Consider the following 17,851-nt stretch of genomic DNA (forward strand, 5'->3'; position numbering starts at 1 on the left):
CGTGGTCGGTAATCAGTGCTGGATCAGCGGCCAGCTTTCGGTTGGACCCGATGGCAAGTACGTCCCCCGGCACAACGCGGCAGGAGGCCGAGCGCGCCTTCGATCACGTATTTCGCATCGCGGAAGCCGCGGGCTTCCATAGATCGGAGATCGTTTACGTCGATCTGGCCTTCCTGGATCTGGCCGATGTGGGCGAGGTGAACGCGCTTTACGGAGCGCTGTTCCCCGAGGGGAGGCGGCCTGCGCGCACGATCCACCAGGCAGCCGCATTGCCGTTTGGCGGCAGGATCAAGGTTCAGGCGATCGCGGCGCGCGCATGAAAAAAGGGCGGCAATGGTCGCCGCCCTTCCTTGCCAGTCGCAGGGTTCAGTCCGCCGTCAGAAGCGGCGGCTTGGACCCGGAGATGCGGCGCTGCTGGGGTTCTTCCACCTGCAGCTCGATCTTGCCGTCCTTCACCAGGACCCGCACCACGCCGCCCTTGGTCAGCTTGCCGAACAGAAGCTCTTCCGCGAGCGGCTTCTTGATGTGTTCCTGGATCACGCGCGCCAGGGGTCGTGCGCCCATCTTGTCGTCGTAGCCCTTCTCGGCGATCCAGTTCGCGGCCTCGGGCGACAGCTCGATATGGACGTTGCGGTCCATCAGCTGCGCCTCGAGCTGGAGGACGAACTTGTCCACGACCTGCATGACGACGTCGCGCGACAGCGGTGCGAACGAGATCACGGCGTCCAGGCGGTTGCGGAATTCCGGCGTGAAGGTCCGCTCGATCGCGGCCGTATCCTCGCCCTCGCGCCGCTCACGTCCGAAGCCGAAGGCCGCCTTGGCCATATCCGACGCACCCGCGTTCGAGGTCATGATCAGGATCACGTTGCGGAAGTCGACCTGCCGCCCGTTGTGGTCGGTCAGCTTTCCGTGGTCCATGACCTGCAGCAGGATGTTGTAGACATCCGGATGCGCCTTTTCGATCTCGTCGAGCAGGAGCACGCAATGCGGGTGCTGGTCCACGCCGTCGGTCAGCATGCCGCCCTGGTCAAAGCCCACATAGCCCGGCGGCGCGCCGATCAGGCGGCTGACCGCGTGCTTTTCCATGTATTCCGACATGTCGAAACGCAGGAGCTCGACGCCGAGCGTATCGGCCAGCTGCTTGGCGACCTCGGTCTTGCCGACACCCGTCGGCCCCGCGAACAGATAGTTGCCGATCGGCTTTTCGGGTTCGCGAAGTCCGGCCCGCGCCAGCTTGATCGCCGAGGACAGCGCGTCGATGGCGCTATCCTGGCCAAAGACCACGCGCTTGAGCGTCCGTTCCAGATCGCGCAGAATCTCTGCGTCGTCCTTCGACACGTTCTTGGGCGGGATGCGGGCGATCTTGGCCACCACGGCCTCGATCTCCTTGGGGCCGATGGTCTTGCGCCGCTTGGATTCCGACACAAGGTGCTGCGCGGCGCCGGCCTCGTCGATCACGTCGATGGCCTTGTCGGGCAGCTTGCGGTCATGGATGTAGCGCGCCGAAAGTTCCACCGCCGACTTGATCGCGTCCTTGGTGTAGTGCAGGTCGTGATGCTTTTCGAAATAGGGCTTCAGGCCCATCAGGATCTTCACGGTGTCATCGACCGTGGGTTCATTGACGTCGATCTTCTGGAACCGGCGCGACAGCGCGCGGTCCTTTTCGAAGTGCTGGCGGAACTCCTTGTAGGTCGTCGAACCCATGCAGCGCAGCTTGCCGCCCTGAAGCGCGGGCTTGAGCAGGTTCGAGGCGTCCATCGCCCCGCCCGAGGTCGCGCCGGCGCCGATGACAGTGTGGATCTCGTCGATGAAGAGGATCGCGTCGGGGTGGTCCTCAAGCTCTTTCACGACGGCCTTCAGCCGTTCCTCGAAATCGCCGCGGTAGCGCGTGCCGGCCAGCAGCGCCCCCATGTCGAGCGAGAAGATGGTCGAGCCCTTCAGCACCTCGGGCGTTTCGCCGCGCGTGATCTTCAGTGCCAGGCCTTCCGCGATCGCGGTCTTGCCCACGCCAGGATCGCCCACCAGGAGCGGGTTGTTCTTGCGCCGCCGGCACAGGACCTGGATGCAGCGTTCGATTTCGGATTCGCGGCCGATCAGCGGATCGACGTCGCCCTTCTTGGATTTCGCGTTCAGGTCCACGCAGTATTTGGCCAGCGCGGATTCCTTGGATTCTCCATCGGCCTTGTCGTCGCCCTTCGCCTCTTGCTCGGGCGCGCCGGTCACCGGACGGCTTTCGCCGAAGGACGGGTCCTTGGCGACGCCATGGGCGATGAAGTTGACCGCGTCGTAGCGGGTCATGTCCTGTTCCTGAAGGAAATAGGCGGCGTTGGATTCACGCTCGGCAAAGATTGCGACAAGGACGTTGGCACCCGTAACCTCGGTCCGGCCGGACGACTGGACGTGGATCGCGGCCCGCTGGATGACCCGCTGGAACGCGGCGGTCGGAACGGCCTCGGATCCCTCGACATCCGTGACAAGGGTCGACAGGTCGTCGTCTATGAAGTCCACCAGCGTCTTGCGAAGGGATTCCAGATCGACCGAACAGGCCTGCATCACCTTGGATGCCTCGGGTTCGTCGATCAGCGCGAGCAGAAGGTGTTCGAGCGTCGCAAGTTCGTGCCGGCGCGCATTTGCCAGCGCCAGCGCTGCGTGGATCGCCTGTTCAAGCGTGTTCGAAAATGACGGCACCTTCGTGCTCCTTCTCCTCGGGGGCGGGATGGGGAAGGCCTCTTTCCCGCCGTGGCCTCATATCTTTAAGGTTTGGTGGAAACGACGAGGCTTCAAGCGTTTTCCACGCTGAAACTCATCATCAGTGCAAAAGCTGCACAAAATGTGATCCGATTGCGACTTTCGAGGGCCGTTCCAAAGACAATTGTATCAGAAGCGGTCCTTGCGCGCCCGGATCTCGGCAAAGCATTCAGCGTCCGAAGCGCTTTCCATGCCGATATGTCGTTTCACCTCGGGCAGGTTCGCACGAAGGAACGGATTCGTCGCCAGTTCCTCAGCCAACCGTGACGGCACGGTCGCGCGGCCCATCTCGCGCGCCTCGGCCACGGCCTTGATGCGCGATATAAGCGCGGGATTGTCCGGTTCAATGGTCAGCGCGAAGCGGCCGTTTGATTGCGTGTATTCGTGACCCGAACAGACCAGCGTGCGGGGGGGCAGGGCGGAAAGCTTCGACAGGCTGCGCCACATCTGTTCCGGGGTGCCTTCGAACAGGCGCCCGCAGCCAAGCGCCATCAGGCTGTCACCCGTGAAGACGACGTCGGAATCAGGGAAGTGGTAGGCGATATGCCCCACCGTGTGACCCGAAACGTCGATGACATGGCCAGCGGACATGCCGATGCGGATGCTGTCGCCCTCGGACACGGCCTCGCTCAGGGGCGGCAGGCGGTGCGCGTCGGCGGCCGCACCGATCACCCGCGCCCCGGTCGCCGCCGCCAGCGTTTCCACCCCATCTATATGGTCGCCGTGATGATGCGTTATAAGGATGTGGCTTGCCCGCCATTCGCGTTCACGCAGCACGTTCAGGATCGGTGCCGCTTCGGGCACGTCGACAACGGCCGTGGCGCCCGTCGCGGGGTCGTGTGCCAGAAAGGCATAGTTGTCGCTGAGACACGGAATGGTAACGATTTCCAAGGGCATGGCGTTTCGCGAGACTTTGCTTATGTTTCCAGAAACCGACTTTGACCCAATCGCGGGGTCTCGTGCAATGCATCTTGATGTTCTGGACCTGAGGAATTTCTACTACCGCACGCAGCTTGGCCGTGCGGCGCAGAGGGCCATTCGCGACCAGGTCCTGACCCTTTGGCCCGAGGCGAAGGGCCGAACCGTCGTGGGTTTCGGCTTCGCGGTGCCGCTGCTCAGGCCCTATCTAGCCGACGCCCGGCGGGTCGTCGGGCTGATGCCCGGACAGCAGGGCGTCATGCCCTGGCCCGCCGGAATGGAGAATGTATCGGTCCTTTGCGAGGAGACGCAGTGGCCGGTGGACACCGGCATGGCCGATCGAATTGTCGTGCTTCACGGGCTCGAGACCTCGGAGAATCCATCGGCGGTGCTGGACGAATGCTGGCGCATCCTTGGTCCGGGGGGGCGGGCACTGTTCATCGTGCCGAACCGGTCTGGCCTGTGGTCGCGCAGCGACAAGACGCCGTTCGGCTTTGGCCGTCCGTATTCCATGGGCCAGCTCGACGCGCAGCTGCGCAAGCACAACTTCGTGGCCGAGCGTCACCAGACGGCGCTTTATGTGCCCCCCTCGTCGCGGCGCTTCTGGCTCAGGACCGCGCCGATGTGGGAAAGGGTCGGCCACAGGGTGTCAACCGTGATGTCGGGCGGTGTGCTGATGCTCGAAGTCTCGAAGCAGCTTCACGCTCCGATGCGCCCGGGCCTGCGCGCGGCGGTTCAGCGACCTCTTCGGGTGCTCGAAGGGATGCAGAAGCCGGTGGCGGGCCCGGTCTGAATCGCGGCCCAGATTTGGCCGCACGCGGCGGGATTCCCGTGTGTGAATCCCATGTTAACGCCCAAACCCGGGGCGCCTGACAATGCGCCGCAGGGCGGAGTTGATCCAAGTCTTTGAAAAGCAAAGAATTGAACTTGTGAAATATGTTGTCCAAGGCGGTTGCGGCAACAAATCCGCTCTGATACACCCGCGCCGAACTAAGACGTGCGTGACGCGCGCGAAGGGGTGGCCTCTGTCCCGATTTCCCCGGGCGAAGAGGCAAAGTCATCGGAAGGGTGGACGTGTCGGAACCAGCTTCGATCTCCGCAGGGATTGCCGGGCGCTATGCCACGGCTGTGTTTGAACTCGCCAAGGAGGCCAAAGACCTCAAGGCGCTTGAGGCCGATGTCGCCGCGCTGCAAGCCGCGCTCGACGCCAGTGCCGATCTTCGCACGCTGATCGGGTCGCCGGTTTACAGCCGCGATGAACAGGCCGCGGCCGTCGCCGCGCTCTCCAAGGCGATGTCGCTTTCGGGAACCGTTGTGAACACGCTCGGACTGATGGCGGGCAACCGCAGGCTTTTCGTGCTGCCCCAGCTTCTGGCTGCGCTGCGTGGCATGATCGCCGACGAAAAGGGCGAAGTGACCGCGGAGGTCATCTCGGCCGCCGCCCTGACCAAGGCGCAGGCCGACCAGCTTGCGAAGACGCTGAAGGCCAGCGTCGGAAAGACCGTGAAACTCAATACGACCGTCGATGAAAGCCTCATCGGCGGTCTCGTCGTCAAAGTGGGCTCGAAGATGATCGATACCTCGATCCGCTCGAAGCTCGCTTCCCTCCAGAATGCTATGAAAGAGGTCGGATAATGGGAATCCAGGCAGCCGAGATCTCTGCGATCCTTAAGGAGCAGATCAAGAACTTCGGTCAGGAAGCGGAGGTGGCCGAAGTTGGCCGCGTGCTCTCCGTCGGTGACGGTATCGCCCGCGTTCACGGGCTGGACAATGTCCAGGCCGGCGAGATGGTGGAATTCCCCGGCGGCATCCGCGGGATGGCGCTGAACCTCGAAGTCGACAACGTCGGTGTCGTTATCTTCGGCTCCGACCGCGACATCAAGGAAGGCGACACCGTCAAGCGCACCAAGTCCATCGTGGACGTTCCGGTCGGTGACGAGCTGCTGGGCCGCGTCGTCGACGCGCTTGGCAACCCGATCGACGGCAAGGGCCCGCTGAAAACCGAAAAGCGCGCGGTTGCCGACGTCAAGGCTCCGGGCATCATCCCGCGCAAATCGGTTCACGAACCGATGGCGACTGGCCTCAAGTCGGTGGACGCGATGATCCCGATCGGCCGCGGCCAGCGCGAACTGATCATCGGCGACCGCCAGACCGGCAAGACCGCCGTCGCGCTCGACGCGATCCTGAACCAGAAGGTCTACAACGAAGCCGCCGGCGACGACGAGAGCAAGAAGCTCTACTGCGTCTACGTGGCCGTCGGCCAGAAGCGCTCGACCGTCGCCCAGCTGGTGAAGAAGCTGGAAGAAACCGGCGCCATCAACTACTCGATCATCGTGGCCGCGACCGCTTCGGACCCGGCGCCGATGCAGTTCCTCGCGCCCTACTCGGCGACAGCGATCGCGGAATACTTCCGTGACAACGGCCGTCACGCGCTGATCATCTATGATGACCTGTCCAAGCAGGCCGTCGCCTATCGCCAGATGTCGCTGCTTCTTCGCCGTCCGCCCGGACGCGAAGCCTATCCGGGCGACGTCTTCTACCTGCACTCGCGCCTGCTGGAGCGTTCGGCGAAGCTGAACGAGGACAACGGCGCCGGTTCGCTGACGGCTCTGCCGATCATCGAAACCCAGGGCGGCGACGTGTCGGCCTTCATTCCGACCAACGTGATCTCGATCACCGACGGCCAGATCTTCCTTGAAACGGAACTCTTCTACCAGGGTATCCGTCCGGCCGTGAACACCGGTCTGTCGGTTTCGCGCGTGGGCTCCTCGGCCCAGACCAATTCGATGAAGTCGGTCGCAGGCTCGGTGAAGCTGGAACTGGCGCAGTACCGCGAAATGGCTGCCTTCGCGCAGTTCGGTTCGGACCTCGACGCCGCCACTCAGCGCCTGCTCAACCGCGGCGCGCGCCTGACCGAACTGATGAAGCAACCGCAGTACTCGCCGCTGACCAACGCGGAAATCGTCTGCGTCATCTTCGCGGGCATCAAGGGCTTCCTCGACAAGCTGCCCGTGCGTGACGTCGGCCGGTTCGAGCGCGACCTGGTCAAGCACCTGCGCACCAACCGCAAGGACATCCTCGATTGGATCACCAAGGACGACCCCAAGATCAAGGGTGAAGCCGAGGACAAACTCCGCGCTGCGATCGAAGAATTCGCCAAGACCTTCGCTTGACGCGCTGAGGAGGGGACAGGGATATGCCCAGCCTTAAGGACCTGAAAAACAGGATCGGAAGTGTCAAGTCGACGCGGAAGATCACCAAGGCCATGCAGATGGTCGCGGCCGCCAAGCTCCGCCGCGCCCAGGAAGCCGCCGAAGCCGCTCGCCCCTATGCCGAGCGGATGAACGCGGTCATGGCCGGACTTGCCGCCTCGGTGGGCGGTTCGGACAGCGCGCCCCGGCTTCTGGCCGGGACGGGCGCCGACAAGACCCATATGCTGGTGGTCATGACGGCGGAGCGCGGCCTGTGCGGCGGCTTCAACTCCTCCATCGTGCGGCTTGCCCGCGCGAAGGCGGCGGAACTGATCGCGGCGGGGAAGACCGTCAAGATCATCACCGTCGGCAAGAAGGGGCGCGAGCAGCTCAAGCGCGACTACGCGGATCATTTCGTGGCCCATGTCGACCTCTCCGAGGTCAAGAAGATCGGCTACGACAACGCGCAGTCCATCGCGCGTGACCTGATCCACCGCTTCGACCATGGTGAGTTCGATGTCGCCACGATCTTCTTCAACCGCTTCCAGTCGGTGATCAGCCAGATCCCGACCGCGCAGCAGGTTATCCCGGCGAAGTTCGAGCAAGCCGAGGGCACGGGTTCCGCCGCGCTCTACGACTACGAGCCGTCGGAAGAAGAGATCCTGGCCGATCTGCTGCCGCGCGGCGTCGCCACCCAGGTCTTCACCGCGCTGCTGGAAAACGGTGCGTCCGAACAGGGTGCGCGGATGTCCGCCATGGACAACGCGACGCGCAACGCGGGCGACATGATCGACAAGCTGACGATCCAGTTCAACCGCTCGCGCCAGGCCGCGATCACCAACGAACTCATCGAAATCATTTCGGGCGCCGAGGCGCTCTAAGGGAACCGGAGAAACTCTATGGCAAAAGCACCGAAAGCAGCTGCCGCAACCGGCCGGGTGACGCAGGTCATCGGCGCGGTCGTGGACGTGCAGTTCGACGAACACCTCCCCGCGATTCTGAACGCTCTTGAGACCACCAACAACGGCAAGCGTCTGGTTCTGGAAGTCGCGCAGCACCTGGGCGAGAACACCGTCCGTACCGTGGCCATGGACGCGACCGAAGGTCTCGTGCGCGGCGCCGCGGTCGTTGACAAGGGTGAGCCGATCTCGGTTCCCGTCGGCAACCCGACGCTGGGCCGCATCCTGAACGTCATCGGCGAGCCGGTGGACGAAAAGGGCCCGGTCGTCTCGACGGAAACCCGCGCGATCCACCAGCCGGCGCCGGAGTTCAACGAACAGGCGACGTCCTCGGAAATCCTCGTCACCGGCATCAAGGTCATCGACCTTCTCGCCCCCTACTCCAAGGGCGGCAAGATCGGCCTGTTCGGCGGCGCCGGCGTGGGCAAGACTGTTCTGATCATGGAACTGATCAACAACATCGCCAAGGTGCACTCGGGCTTCTCGGTGTTCGCGGGCGTTGGCGAGCGGACCCGTGAGGGCAACGACCTTTACCACGAGATGATCGAGTCGGGCGTTATCGTTCCGGACGACCTGGAGAAGTCCAAAGTGGCCCTTGTCTACGGTCAGATGAACGAGCCGCCGGGGGCCCGTATGCGCGTCGCCCTTTCGGGCCTGACGCTGGCCGAGCAGTTCCGCGACCAGTCCGGGACCGACGTTCTGTTCTTCGTGGACAACATCTTCCGCTTCACGCAGGCGGGTTCCGAAGTGTCCGCGCTGCTGGGTCGTATCCCTTCGGCCGTGGGCTACCAGCCGACGCTCGCGACCGACATGGGCGCGATGCAGGAACGCATCACCTCGACCAAGGCGGGCTCGATCACCTCGGTGCAGGCCATCTACGTTCCGGCCGACGACCTTACCGACCCGGCGCCGGCGACCTCGTTCGCTCACCTCGACGCCACCACGGTTCTGTCGCGCGCCATCTCGGAGCTTGGCATCTACCCGGCTGTTGACCCGCTCGACTCCACCAGCCGGATCCTCGACCCGGCCGTCGTCGGCGAAGAGCACTATCAGGTCGCGCGTGATGTCCAGGGTATTCTTCAGCGCTACAAGTCGCTGCAGGACATCATCGCCATCCTCGGCATGGACGAACTGTCGGAAGAGGACAAGCTGACCGTGGCCCGCGCCCGGAAGATCCAGCGCTTCCTGTCGCAGCCCTTCGACGTTGCGAAGGTCTTCACCGGTTCGGACGGCGTTCAGGTTCCGCTCGACAAGACCATCGCCTCGTTCAAGGCGGTTGTCGCGGGCGAGTACGACCACCTGCCCGAAGCCGCCTTCTACATGGTTGGCGACATCGAGGAAGTCAAAGCCAAGGCGCAGCGTCTGGCCGCGGAAGCGGCGTAAGGGGGCGAGATGGCCGATACGATGCAGTTTGACCTTGTGTCCCCTGAACGGCGGCTTGCCTCCGTTCAGGCGCGCGAGGTCCGCATTCCGGGCGCCGATGGCGACCTGACGGCGATGCCGGACCACGCGGCTCTGATCACCACGCTGCGTCCCGGCATCCTGACCGTCGTGTCTGCCGAAGGCACTTCCGACTATGCCGTGACCGGTGGCTTCGCCGAGATTTCGGCGACGGGCGCTTCGGTTCTTGCCGAACGGGCGATGCCCAAGGGCGAGGTGACGGCCGCAGACATGGATGCGCTGATCACGGATGCGATCGCCGAGGCGGGGGAAGCCCCGGCCGAGGGCAAGGACGCGGCCAACAAGCTGGTTGCCGACCTTCAGGCTCTGAAATCCGCTCTGGGTTTCTGAGCGGGCTGAGAATGTCAAAAGGCGGGGCTTACGCCCCGCCTTTTTGCTTGCCGATAGGCCGAGAAAGCGGATCCCGCCTGTTTGCGCGCTCAGGTATTCGCCGTTTCTTCATAAAAGCTTTGTAATCAACGGCGCGGTCACATGTCGGGGCTTCCAACCGCAGATTGTTCGGATAGCATCGACCCAGTCTGTGGGGGATGGAATGCGGCGTTTTACCAGTCATGTGCTGGGGGTTGATCGCGGATCGATCCCCCTGTTTTCCGACTTTGAGGATGGCGGCCCGATGTGGACGGACACCGGCCCCCGGGAAGTGCGCCGCAGCGTCGCGTTTTCAGAAAGCTTCCGTGACGTGCCCGTGGTCCAGATATCGCTCAGCATGTGGGACGTTCATCACGCCACGAACATGAGGGCGGAAATCCTGGCTGAAAATGTGACGAGCGAAGGTTTCGACGTGGTGTTCCGCACCTGGGGCGACACGCGGATCGCGCGCATGCGGGCGGACTGGCTGGCGCTAGGGGATGTCCCACACGAGGACAACTGGGACATCGGCTGAGACTGCAGCGCGCCACCGTACGCACCAAACCCACACACGCCACCGCGCGTTGCTGGCGCGGTAGGGAGAGAAGGGAATTAAAAGCGCCGGTATGCCCGCGCCTTGCCGTCAGCCGCGCGTGTACATGCCTTCATAGATCGGGCCAAGCGTTTCGGTTTCGAAGAGCGACGATACCGAGGTGCCGGACCAGATGTTCAGGATCGCTTGGGCAAACATCGGCGCGGTGGGCACGATGCGGATGTTCTTGGCCTTGCGCACGGCATCGGTCGGTTCGATCGAATCCGTCAGGACCAGGCTTTTCATGACCGAGTTCTGCACCCGCTCGACCGCCGGTCCGGACATGACGCCATGGGTAATATAGGCGTGGACTTCGGCAGCGCCGTTCTGCATCAGCACCTCTGCCGCCTTGCAGAGAGTGCCTGCCGTGTCGCAGATGTCGTCCACGATGATGCAGGTCTTGCCGGTCACGTTGCCGATGACCGTCATCTCTGCGACCTCACCGGGCTTTTCCCGGCGCTTGTCGACGATGGCCAGCGGCGCATTGATCCGCTTTGCCAGCTCGCGGGCACGGGCCACGCCGCCAACGTCGGGAGAGATCACCATCACTTCGCCAAGCTTGCCCTTGAAATGATGCTCGATATCGAGGGCGAAAATCGGCGAGGCATAGAGGTTGTCGACGGGGATGTCGAAAAAGCCCTGGATCTGGGCGGCGTGAAGATCCAGCGTCAGCACCCGTTCCACCCCTGCCTCGGTCAGCAGGTTCGCGACCAGCTTGGCCGAAATCGGCGTCCGCGCCTTGGCTCGGCGATCCTGGCGTGCATAGCCGAAGTAGGGGATCACGGCCGTGATCCGCGCCGCCGAGGACCGGCGCAGCGCGTCGGACATGATCAGCAGTTCCATCAGGTTGTCGTTGGCGGGGTTCGACGTCGACTGGATGATGAACATGTCCTCGCCCCGGACGTTCTCGAACACCTCGACGAAGATTTCCTGATCATTGAACCGCTCTACCCGAGCGTCCACCAGCCCGACATTGACGCCCCGGTGCATCGACATCCGCCGTGCGATGGCGTTGGCAAGCGGGCGGTTGGAGTTGCCGGAAATGAGCTTTGGCTCGGTCATGGACGGCATGATCGGTTCCTTGTCGAAAAGGGCGGGGACGTGTCAGGTGACAGATTCGTGACGTTGCACCCCGCTTATCACCGGGCTAGCTTGCCCGCAAACCCAAGCACGAGGAGAGCGGCACCGTGGCGCATATCGACTACTATTTCTCCACACTGTCGCCGTTCACCTATCTGGCGGGCGTCCGGCTGGAGGCATTGGCCAAGCGCCACGGCGCCACGATATCCTACAAGCCGGTAGACATTGGCGCGCTGTTCGCGCGCACGGGCGGAACGCCGCTGCCCGACCGGCACGACAGCCGCAAGGAGTATCGCTTGCAGGACCTGCGGCGCCAGGCCGCCAGGCTGGGGATGCCGCTCAACCTTCGTCCGATGTTCTTTCCCACGAACGCGGCGCCCGCCGCCTATGCGATCATAGCCGCGCAGGTGGCGCAGGAAGGCGGCGCTGCGGGCGATCTTGGCGGGCTTGTCCACGGCGTCTTGCGCGCCTGCTGGGCGGAAGACCGCAACATCGCCGAGGACGAGGTCGTGACAGCGCTTCTGCAAGCGCATGGCTTTGACGCCGGGCTTGCCTTTTCGGGCATGCTGGTGGGCGCCGAAACCTACGCCCGCAACCTGGAGGATGCCGTCGCGGCAGGCGTCTTCGGTTCCCCCTTCTACGTTGTCGACGGCACGGAAAGGTTCTGGGGACAGGATCGGCTGGACGACCTTGACCTCTATCTGGCTGGAAAGCTCTGATGCCAGTGACGGTCCGGGCGGGCCACCGCACCTTCTGGCGTGAACTGGGGTCGGGCGAACGCCCCGCGCTTGGCATTCACTGCGCGCTTGCCCATTCCGGCGCGTGGACCGGGGTCATGGCGCAATTGGGAGAGCGCATCACCATGACCGCCTTCGACCTGCCGGGCCATGGAAAGTCCGACGACTGGGATGGGCAGGGCGACTATCCCCGGCTGTGTGCCGAAATCGCGGCCAGCTTCATCGACCGGCCGGTGGACCTGATCGGTCATTCCTTTGGGGCGGTGACAGCCTTGCGTCTGGCCTTGGCCGCGCCCGAGGCTTTCCGCACCTTGACCCTGATCGAGCCCGTGCTGTTCGCTGCCGCCCGCGGAACCGAGGTCTGGACCGACCACCATGCCGCGATCGGTCCCTTTTACCAGGCGATGCAAGACGGCCGTCGAGAGGACGCGGCGCGTATCTTCACCGGAATCTGGGGCACCGGCATCGACCTTGACCGCGCGAACATGGAAAGCCGCAGCGCGGTCGTGGAGCGGATCGACATGATCCCCGCCGCCGATCCCGCGCTTGAACACGACAGTGGCCGGGTCCTGCGCCCCGGCGGCCTTGAAAGCCTGGACATGCCGGTGCTCCTGATCCGAGGGGAACGTTCCCCAGCGATCATCGAAGCCATCGCCGAGGCCCTGGCTGCCCGGATGCCCGACGTCGGTGTGGCCTCGGTTCCCGGGGCGTCGCACATGTTGCCGATCACCCATCCAAGGCAGGTGGCAGGCCTGATCTCGGTGAACCTCGACCGCGGCTAGCCGCGCACGCAGGCCAGGAAGCGGTCGACCTCGTCCGCCGTTGTGGCCCAGGATGTGACCAGACGGCACAAGAGCCGTTCGTCGCCGTCGCCCTCGATCGGCGTGCCGTGCGGCATCAGGTAATAATGGGCCCCCGCCGCCATCGCGCGCGCATGCGCCCTGCGCGGCATCGTCACGAACTGGATGTTGGCGCCGCGCGGGTGGGCGTGGGCGACGTCGGGCAAGGACCGAAGCCCCTGTTCAAGCCGGGTGGCCATGTCGTTGGCCTGCCGGGCAAGGTCCAGCCAGAGCCCGCCTTCCAGGTAAGCGTCCATCTGGGCGGCCAGAAAGCGGTGCTTTGAGAACAGGTGTCCGCCCCGCTTGCGGCGAAGCTCGAATTCCCACGCCGGCGCGGGATCGAACATGACCACCGCCTCGACCCCCAGACAGCCGTTCTTGGTGCCGCCGAAGGACAGGACATCGACCCCGGCCTTCCAGGTCATCTCGGCGGGCGTGGCGCCGGTCGCCACCAGGGCGTTGGCAAAGCGCGACCCGTCCAGATGAACCGGCAGGTCGAAGCCCTTGGCTACCTTGGCCAGCGCCGCGACCTCGGCCGGGGCGTAGACGCTGCCCGCCTCGGTCACGTTGGTCAGGGTCAGCATCCCGCGTTGAACCGAATGCACGTCGCCCTGGCCCGTCGCCCGGATCCGGGCGGCGAGCTCTTCGGGCGTCATCTTGCCATCAGCGCCCGAGACCAGCCTGATCTTGGCGCCGGCAGTGTAGAACTCGGGTGCGCCGCATTCGTCCTGTTCGACATGGGCACCTTCATGGGCGTAGATCGCGCCCCACGGCGGGCAAAAGCTTGCGATCGCCAGCGCGTTGGCCGCCGTTCCGGTTGCGACCAGGAAGACTTCGGCCCCTGGCGCATCGAAGAGGGTGCGGATCCGGTCGCGGACCCGATGGGTCAGAGGATCGTCACCGTAGGACAGGGCGGGACCCGCACTGCAGGCAACCACCGCGTCCAGGATCGCGGGCGCCGCGCCTGCGTTGTTATCCGATCCGAATTCCATCACAGATCCTCGATGATGTGGTCTTCCCAGTCTTCTTCGGGCACTTCGAATTCCGGCAGGGTCCAGCCTTTGACGGACATTCCCGCCTTGTGGACGCTGTCCGGGTCACCGGTCAGCAGCGGATGCCATTCCGGCAACGGCTTGCCTTCAGCCAAGAGCCGGTAGGCGCAGGTCGACGGCATCCAGTAAGCGATGTCCTTCAGGTTCCTGGGCGTCAGCACCACGCATTCGGGGACGAAGCTCTTGCGGTTTTCATACTGGCCGCAGCGGCAGGTGTCGCCGTCGAGCAGACGGCAGCCGATGCGGGTGAAGAAGATCTCGCCGGTTTCCGCATCTTCAAGCTTGTTCAGGCAGCACTTTCCGCAGCCGTCGCAAAGCGCCTCCCACTCTTCCGGCGAAAGGCTGGAAAGCGGGCGCGTCCAGAACTCGGGGCGCAGGCGTGGTGTGGGGCGATGTGTCGTCATGGGCGGCAAGATAGGCGCAAGGCTGCTGGAAAGGGAAGGGTTGAAGCTGGCTTGTGGCGCCGGAACCGATCACGCTTCGGCCAGGATCAGGCGCGCGCGGTCGCAATCGGCATGCATTTGCGAGATCAGTGCGTCGAGCCCGTCAAACTTCATCTCTGGCCGCAGATAGTCGACAAGCGCGACAGACAGGTGCTGTCCGTAAAGGTTGCCGTCGAAGTCGAACAGGTAGGTTTCGAGGTTGGGCTGGTTTTCCCCGAACATCGGCCGCACGCCCAGGCTTGACGCGCCGATGTAGCTTCCCGCCTGCGGGCCTGTCAGCACGTCCACCTTGACGGCGTAGACGCCCAGGCGGGGCAGGTGCAGACCCTCCACCCCCATGTTGGCCGTCGGAAAGCCAAGCCCCTTGCCGCGCTTGTCGCCGTGCTGCACCGCGCCTTCGATCCGGTGCCAATGGCCCAGCATCCGCGCCGCGTCACGTGGGCGGCCCTCGCTCAACGCGGTCCGAATCGCGGTCGAGGATATTTCGACCCCGTCGATGCCGACCAGATCGGCGACCGTCACACCGAAGCCAAGTTCCGCGCCAAGCGTCCTAAGCGTCTCTGCCGTTCCCTTGCGGCCCCGCCCGAAGCAGAAGTCGGACCCGACCGTGACGTGCGACACCCCAAGGCCCTGAACCAGCACGTCGCGGACGAAGGTTTCGGCCTCCATCCCGGCGAGGGTCCCGTCGAATGGCAGCACGTAAAGCTGGTCGACCCCCAGCTTTTCCAGGCGGTGGCCCCGCGCCTCGGCATTCATCAAGCGAAAGGCAGGGGCCAGCGGCGCGAAGAACTGGCGTGGATGGGGTTCGAACGTGACAATCCCAAGCGCGGACTCGGCGCGCCGGGCCTGGGCGATGACCGACTGGTGGCCAAGATGCACACCGTCGAAGTTGCCCATGGCAACCGAAGCGCCGCGGTCATCGGTGGAAATGTCAGTCCAGTGGTTGTGCGTCCGCATCGGCCCCCGTTGGCGGGCGGCCCGCCGGATCAGTCGAACTTGCGGCTTGGCGCCAGAACCAGCGCCTCACCCTTGAGCACAACCGTATCGCCCACCGCGCAGTGGGTTTCAAGGGTTACCCGGCGCCTTGCGTGGTCGATCGCGGCGACCTTGACCTCGGCATAGACGACGTCGCCGGGACGCACGGGGGCCATGAACTTGAGGCTTTGGCCAAGGTAGACGGTTCCATGTCCTGGAAGCTGCTCCCCGATCACCGCCGAGATCAGTCCCGCCGTCAGCATGCCGTGTGCGATCCGTCCCTCGAAGATCGTGTCGCGGGCATAGTCGTCGTCCAGATGCACCGGGTTCCGATCGGTCGAGACTTCTGCGAACATCTCGATGTCGCGATCCGTGATCTCCTTGCGCAGATAGCGGGTCATCCCGATCTCAAGGTCTTCGATGCAGATCGTGCCGCGGGGGAAATTGTCCAGCATCATCGCGAATCCCGATAGGTTACTGCGGTGCGGCATAGCACGTGCGGCATCCGCAGCGCAATCCGGCTGGTAATATTTTTACGCGACTTGCGGTATCGCCGCAACAATATTGCGGAGGCAGCCTTAGCGCAGGCGGCCGATCGCATATGTCGGAGTGATCTGCTGCGTCTCGATCCAGGGTGCAAGATGGTCGGGGTCGGGGTTTTCGACATCCGCGCCAAACTCTGCCGCTGCAAGGCCGCCCGTGATGAAAAGCGTGTCTATCCCTTCACCCAGCCCGCCAAGGACGTCGGTCGCGATGCCGTCGCCCACGGCCAGGATGCGCCCCGCATCGGGAACGGTTCCCGTCAGTGCCGTGGTCCGGCGTCGGGCAAGGTCGTAGATCGGCGGATGCGGCTTGCCGAAATACAGGCTTTCCCCGCCCATCTCGGTGTAAAGCCGCGCCAGGGCTCCGGCACACCATTCCCGTGTTTCGCCACGGTCGACGACGATGTCGGGGTTGGCGCAAAGAAGCTTGAGCCCCTTGGCCTTGGCGTAAAGAAAGTCGGGCCGGTTGACAGCGGGGTCTGCCAGCGGATCGCGCGGGCCGGTGCAGACGATGCCTTCGGCCTGGTCCAAGGGCACGATCTCGATCTCGACGGGGTTTTCGAGGATCTTCAGCGGGGCGAAGAATCCCATGTCGGTTTCGGGGTTCCCGATGAAGTGCACCTTGTGGCCGACCACGCCCTGGAACATGGCCGAACGCGCCGAGTCGCCCGAGCTTGCGATAGTGTCCCAGGCATCGCGGGGCACGCCGATCCCGTCGAGCTGCGTCGCGACCTCGGAACGGGGGCGCGGGGAATTCGTGACCAGCACGACCTTGCCCCCGTTCGACCGAAAGTGCCGAAGCGCGGCGACCGCGGCGGGGAACGGGCGAAGCCCGTCGTGCACGCATCCCCAAAGATCGCAGAACAGCACATCGTAGTTCGCGGCGATGTCGGAAAGCGCAGAGATGATCCGGGTCAAGGGCCTGATCCTTTGGTGCCTTTGGCTTGAGTCAAGTCGGTCGGTGCGCGCCGACAGGCGGCGAACACGCCGGGGTCGGGCGCCGAGCCAGTCGGCGCCCGATCGGCATTACATCTTCAGGGCCGGGATGATCTGCTTCTTCCGGCTCATGATGCCGGGCAGCACCACCGTGTCGCCGCTCACGGTGCAGCCGAACGAGGCTTCCGCGATCTTCTTCACGGTCTCGTTCGGAACCAGAAGCGTCGCTTCTTCCTTGATGATGTCCACGACAAACAGAAGCACCTGGTCGGCGCCGTCTTCCTTGGCGACATCGGCCATCGACGCCATCAGGCTGTCCTTGCGGTCCAGGACCATCTTGGGCGAGGTCGTCTCAAGCACCGAAACGCGCAGATCCACGCCCTCGACGGTGTATTCCTTGGAATCCATCCGCAGAAGTTCCGCGTCCGAGAACGCCGAGACGTCGGATTTCGCCGCGAACAGCTCGGCCGCGTATTCGGGGATCGAGATCCCAAGCTCGCCCGCCAGCTTTTCGGCAACGGCGCGATCGTGCGGGGTTGTCGTGGGCGAACGGAATTCCAGCGTGTCTGACAGGATGCACGAAAGCATCGCGCACTTGATGCTGTCCGGCATCCTGTGTGTGTCGTCGCCCATCAGGTCGTGCATGATCGTCGCGGTGCAGGCGAGCGGACGGATGGTGATGTCGATCGGGCCCTTCGTCTTGAGGCCGCCTGCCAGAAGATGGTGGTCGATGATCTGCACCACGTTCGCGTCGTTGATCGAAGCGGGAAGCTCCGCCGGGTTGTTGGTGTCGACGACCACGCAGGTATCGCCGGCGGCCACGTCCGTGATGATCTCCGGCTTCGCCAGGTCCCAGCGTTTCAGGACGAAGGCCGCCTCGGTGTTCGGCTCACCCAGAAGCACGGGCTTCGCCGGGGTGCCTTTCACCTCGGAAAGATACCAGGCCCAGATGATGGGCGAGCCTGTGGAATCGGTGTCGGGGGATTTGTGGCCAAAGACCTTGATCGTCATGGGGGCGTCCGTTCGTTCA

The 17,851-nt window shown here is 64.2% G+C and carries 19 protein-coding genes; 10 read left to right on the top strand and 9 right to left on the bottom strand.

What is annotated here, in order from left to right; genetic code table 11:
- Positions 1-50 precede the first annotated feature (50 nt).
- A complete protein-coding gene (locus OEW28_RS12825) occupies positions 51-320 on the top strand; it encodes a RidA family protein (RefSeq protein ID WP_263735164.1) in 270 nt (89 codons plus the stop codon).
- A gap of 46 nt (positions 321-366) precedes the next feature.
- Here OEW28_RS12825 and clpA read toward each other — a convergent pair whose 3' ends face one another.
- Together clpA and gloB are read right to left on the bottom strand one after the other, a co-directional pair.
- Positions 367-2,688: an ATP-dependent Clp protease ATP-binding subunit ClpA gene (gene clpA, locus OEW28_RS12830; RefSeq protein ID WP_263735165.1), complete on the bottom strand. Its 2,322-nt coding sequence runs from the start codon at positions 2,686-2,688 to the stop codon at positions 367-369.
- Positions 2,689-2,877: 189 nt separating this feature from the next.
- Positions 2,878-3,645: a hydroxyacylglutathione hydrolase gene (gloB, locus tag OEW28_RS12835; protein WP_263735166.1), complete on the bottom strand. Its 768-nt coding sequence runs from the start codon at positions 3,643-3,645 to the stop codon at positions 2,878-2,880.
- 67 nt (positions 3,646-3,712) lie between these two features.
- Here gloB and OEW28_RS12840 point away from each other — a divergent pair, with 67 nt between their 5' ends.
- The 7 genes from OEW28_RS12840 to OEW28_RS12870 all read left to right on the top strand — a co-directional run bounded on the left by OEW28_RS12840 (position 3,713) and on the right by OEW28_RS12870 (position 10,160).
- A complete protein-coding gene (locus tag OEW28_RS12840; RefSeq protein WP_263735167.1) occupies positions 3,713-4,459 on the top strand; it encodes a class I SAM-dependent methyltransferase in 747 nt (248 codons plus the stop codon).
- A gap of 281 nt (positions 4,460-4,740) precedes the next feature.
- The gene (locus OEW28_RS12845) at positions 4,741-5,301 is read left to right on the top strand and encodes a F0F1 ATP synthase subunit delta (RefSeq protein ID WP_263735168.1); all 561 of its coding nucleotides are present in this window, start codon (positions 4,741-4,743) and stop codon (positions 5,299-5,301) included.
- Positions 5,301-6,839, top strand: coding sequence for a F0F1 ATP synthase subunit alpha (gene atpA / locus OEW28_RS12850; protein ID WP_263735169.1), 1,539 nt, complete (start codon positions 5,301-5,303; stop codon positions 6,837-6,839). The genes OEW28_RS12845 and atpA overlap by 1 nt, the downstream gene beginning before the upstream one ends.
- Before the next feature lie 23 nt (positions 6,840-6,862).
- On the top strand, positions 6,863-7,738 hold the full coding sequence (locus tag OEW28_RS12855) for a F0F1 ATP synthase subunit gamma (protein WP_263722984.1): 876 nt from the start codon (positions 6,863-6,865) through the stop codon (positions 7,736-7,738).
- A gap of 18 nt (positions 7,739-7,756) precedes the next feature.
- On the top strand, positions 7,757-9,199 hold the full coding sequence (atpD, locus tag OEW28_RS12860; RefSeq protein WP_263735170.1) for a F0F1 ATP synthase subunit beta: 1,443 nt from the start codon (positions 7,757-7,759) through the stop codon (positions 9,197-9,199).
- Positions 9,200-9,208: 9 nt separating this feature from the next.
- Positions 9,209-9,607 carry a F0F1 ATP synthase subunit epsilon gene (locus OEW28_RS12865; RefSeq protein ID WP_263735171.1) on the top strand — a complete coding sequence of 133 codons (399 nt, stop codon included), beginning with the start codon at positions 9,209-9,211 and terminating at the stop codon, positions 9,605-9,607.
- A 202-nt stretch (positions 9,608-9,809) separates the two neighbouring features.
- A complete protein-coding gene (locus tag OEW28_RS12870; RefSeq protein WP_263735172.1) occupies positions 9,810-10,160 on the top strand; it encodes an H-type lectin domain-containing protein in 351 nt (116 codons plus the stop codon).
- Positions 10,161-10,268: 108 nt separating this feature from the next.
- On the opposite strand, the gene OEW28_RS12875 is transcribed toward OEW28_RS12870, so the two are convergent.
- A complete protein-coding gene (locus tag OEW28_RS12875) occupies positions 10,269-11,288 on the bottom strand; it encodes a ribose-phosphate pyrophosphokinase (protein ID WP_263735173.1) in 1,020 nt (339 codons plus the stop codon).
- Positions 11,289-11,404: 116 nt separating this feature from the next.
- On the opposite strand from OEW28_RS12875, the gene OEW28_RS12880 reads away from it, so the two are divergent.
- On the top strand, positions 11,405-12,016 hold the full coding sequence (locus tag OEW28_RS12880; protein ID WP_263735174.1) for a 2-hydroxychromene-2-carboxylate isomerase: 612 nt from the start codon (positions 11,405-11,407) through the stop codon (positions 12,014-12,016).
- A complete protein-coding gene (locus OEW28_RS12885; RefSeq protein ID WP_263735175.1) occupies positions 12,016-12,816 on the top strand; it encodes an alpha/beta fold hydrolase in 801 nt (266 codons plus the stop codon). Before OEW28_RS12880 ends, OEW28_RS12885 begins: the two co-directional genes overlap by 1 nt.
- Here OEW28_RS12885 and OEW28_RS12890 read toward each other — a convergent pair.
- The 6 genes from OEW28_RS12890 to OEW28_RS12915 form a co-directional block, all read right to left on the bottom strand.
- Positions 12,813-13,865 carry a threonine aldolase family protein gene (locus OEW28_RS12890; RefSeq protein WP_263735176.1) on the bottom strand — a complete coding sequence of 351 codons (1,053 nt, stop codon included), beginning with the start codon at positions 13,863-13,865 and terminating at the stop codon, positions 12,813-12,815. The two genes, OEW28_RS12885 and OEW28_RS12890, sit on opposite strands and share 4 nt — an antisense overlap.
- Positions 13,865-14,329, bottom strand: a complete 465-nt coding sequence (locus OEW28_RS12895; RefSeq protein ID WP_263735177.1) for a YcgN family cysteine cluster protein — start codon at positions 14,327-14,329, stop codon at positions 13,865-13,867. Before OEW28_RS12895 ends, OEW28_RS12890 begins: the two co-directional genes overlap by 1 nt.
- Positions 14,330-14,398: 69 nt before the next feature.
- The gene (locus OEW28_RS12900) at positions 14,399-15,325 is read right to left on the bottom strand and encodes a bifunctional riboflavin kinase/FAD synthetase (protein WP_263735178.1); all 927 of its coding nucleotides are present in this window, start codon (positions 15,323-15,325) and stop codon (positions 14,399-14,401) included.
- 29 nt (positions 15,326-15,354) lie between these two features.
- Positions 15,355-15,798, bottom strand: coding sequence for a MaoC family dehydratase (locus tag OEW28_RS12905; protein ID WP_263735179.1), 444 nt, complete (start codon positions 15,796-15,798; stop codon positions 15,355-15,357).
- A gap of 123 nt (positions 15,799-15,921) precedes the next feature.
- Positions 15,922-16,803 (bottom strand): TIGR01459 family HAD-type hydrolase, encoded by an 882-nt coding sequence (locus OEW28_RS12910; RefSeq protein ID WP_263735180.1) that lies wholly within the window; start codon positions 16,801-16,803, stop codon positions 15,922-15,924.
- A gap of 108 nt (positions 16,804-16,911) precedes the next feature.
- Positions 16,912-17,832, bottom strand: coding sequence for a manganese-dependent inorganic pyrophosphatase (locus tag OEW28_RS12915; RefSeq protein WP_263735181.1), 921 nt, complete (start codon positions 17,830-17,832; stop codon positions 16,912-16,914).
- Between the last annotated feature and the right edge of the window lie 19 nt (positions 17,833-17,851).

The organism is Albidovulum marisflavi, from assembly GCF_025751435.1.
GTDB classification, from domain to species: domain Bacteria; phylum Pseudomonadota; class Alphaproteobacteria; order Rhodobacterales; family Rhodobacteraceae; genus Albidovulum; species Albidovulum marisflavi.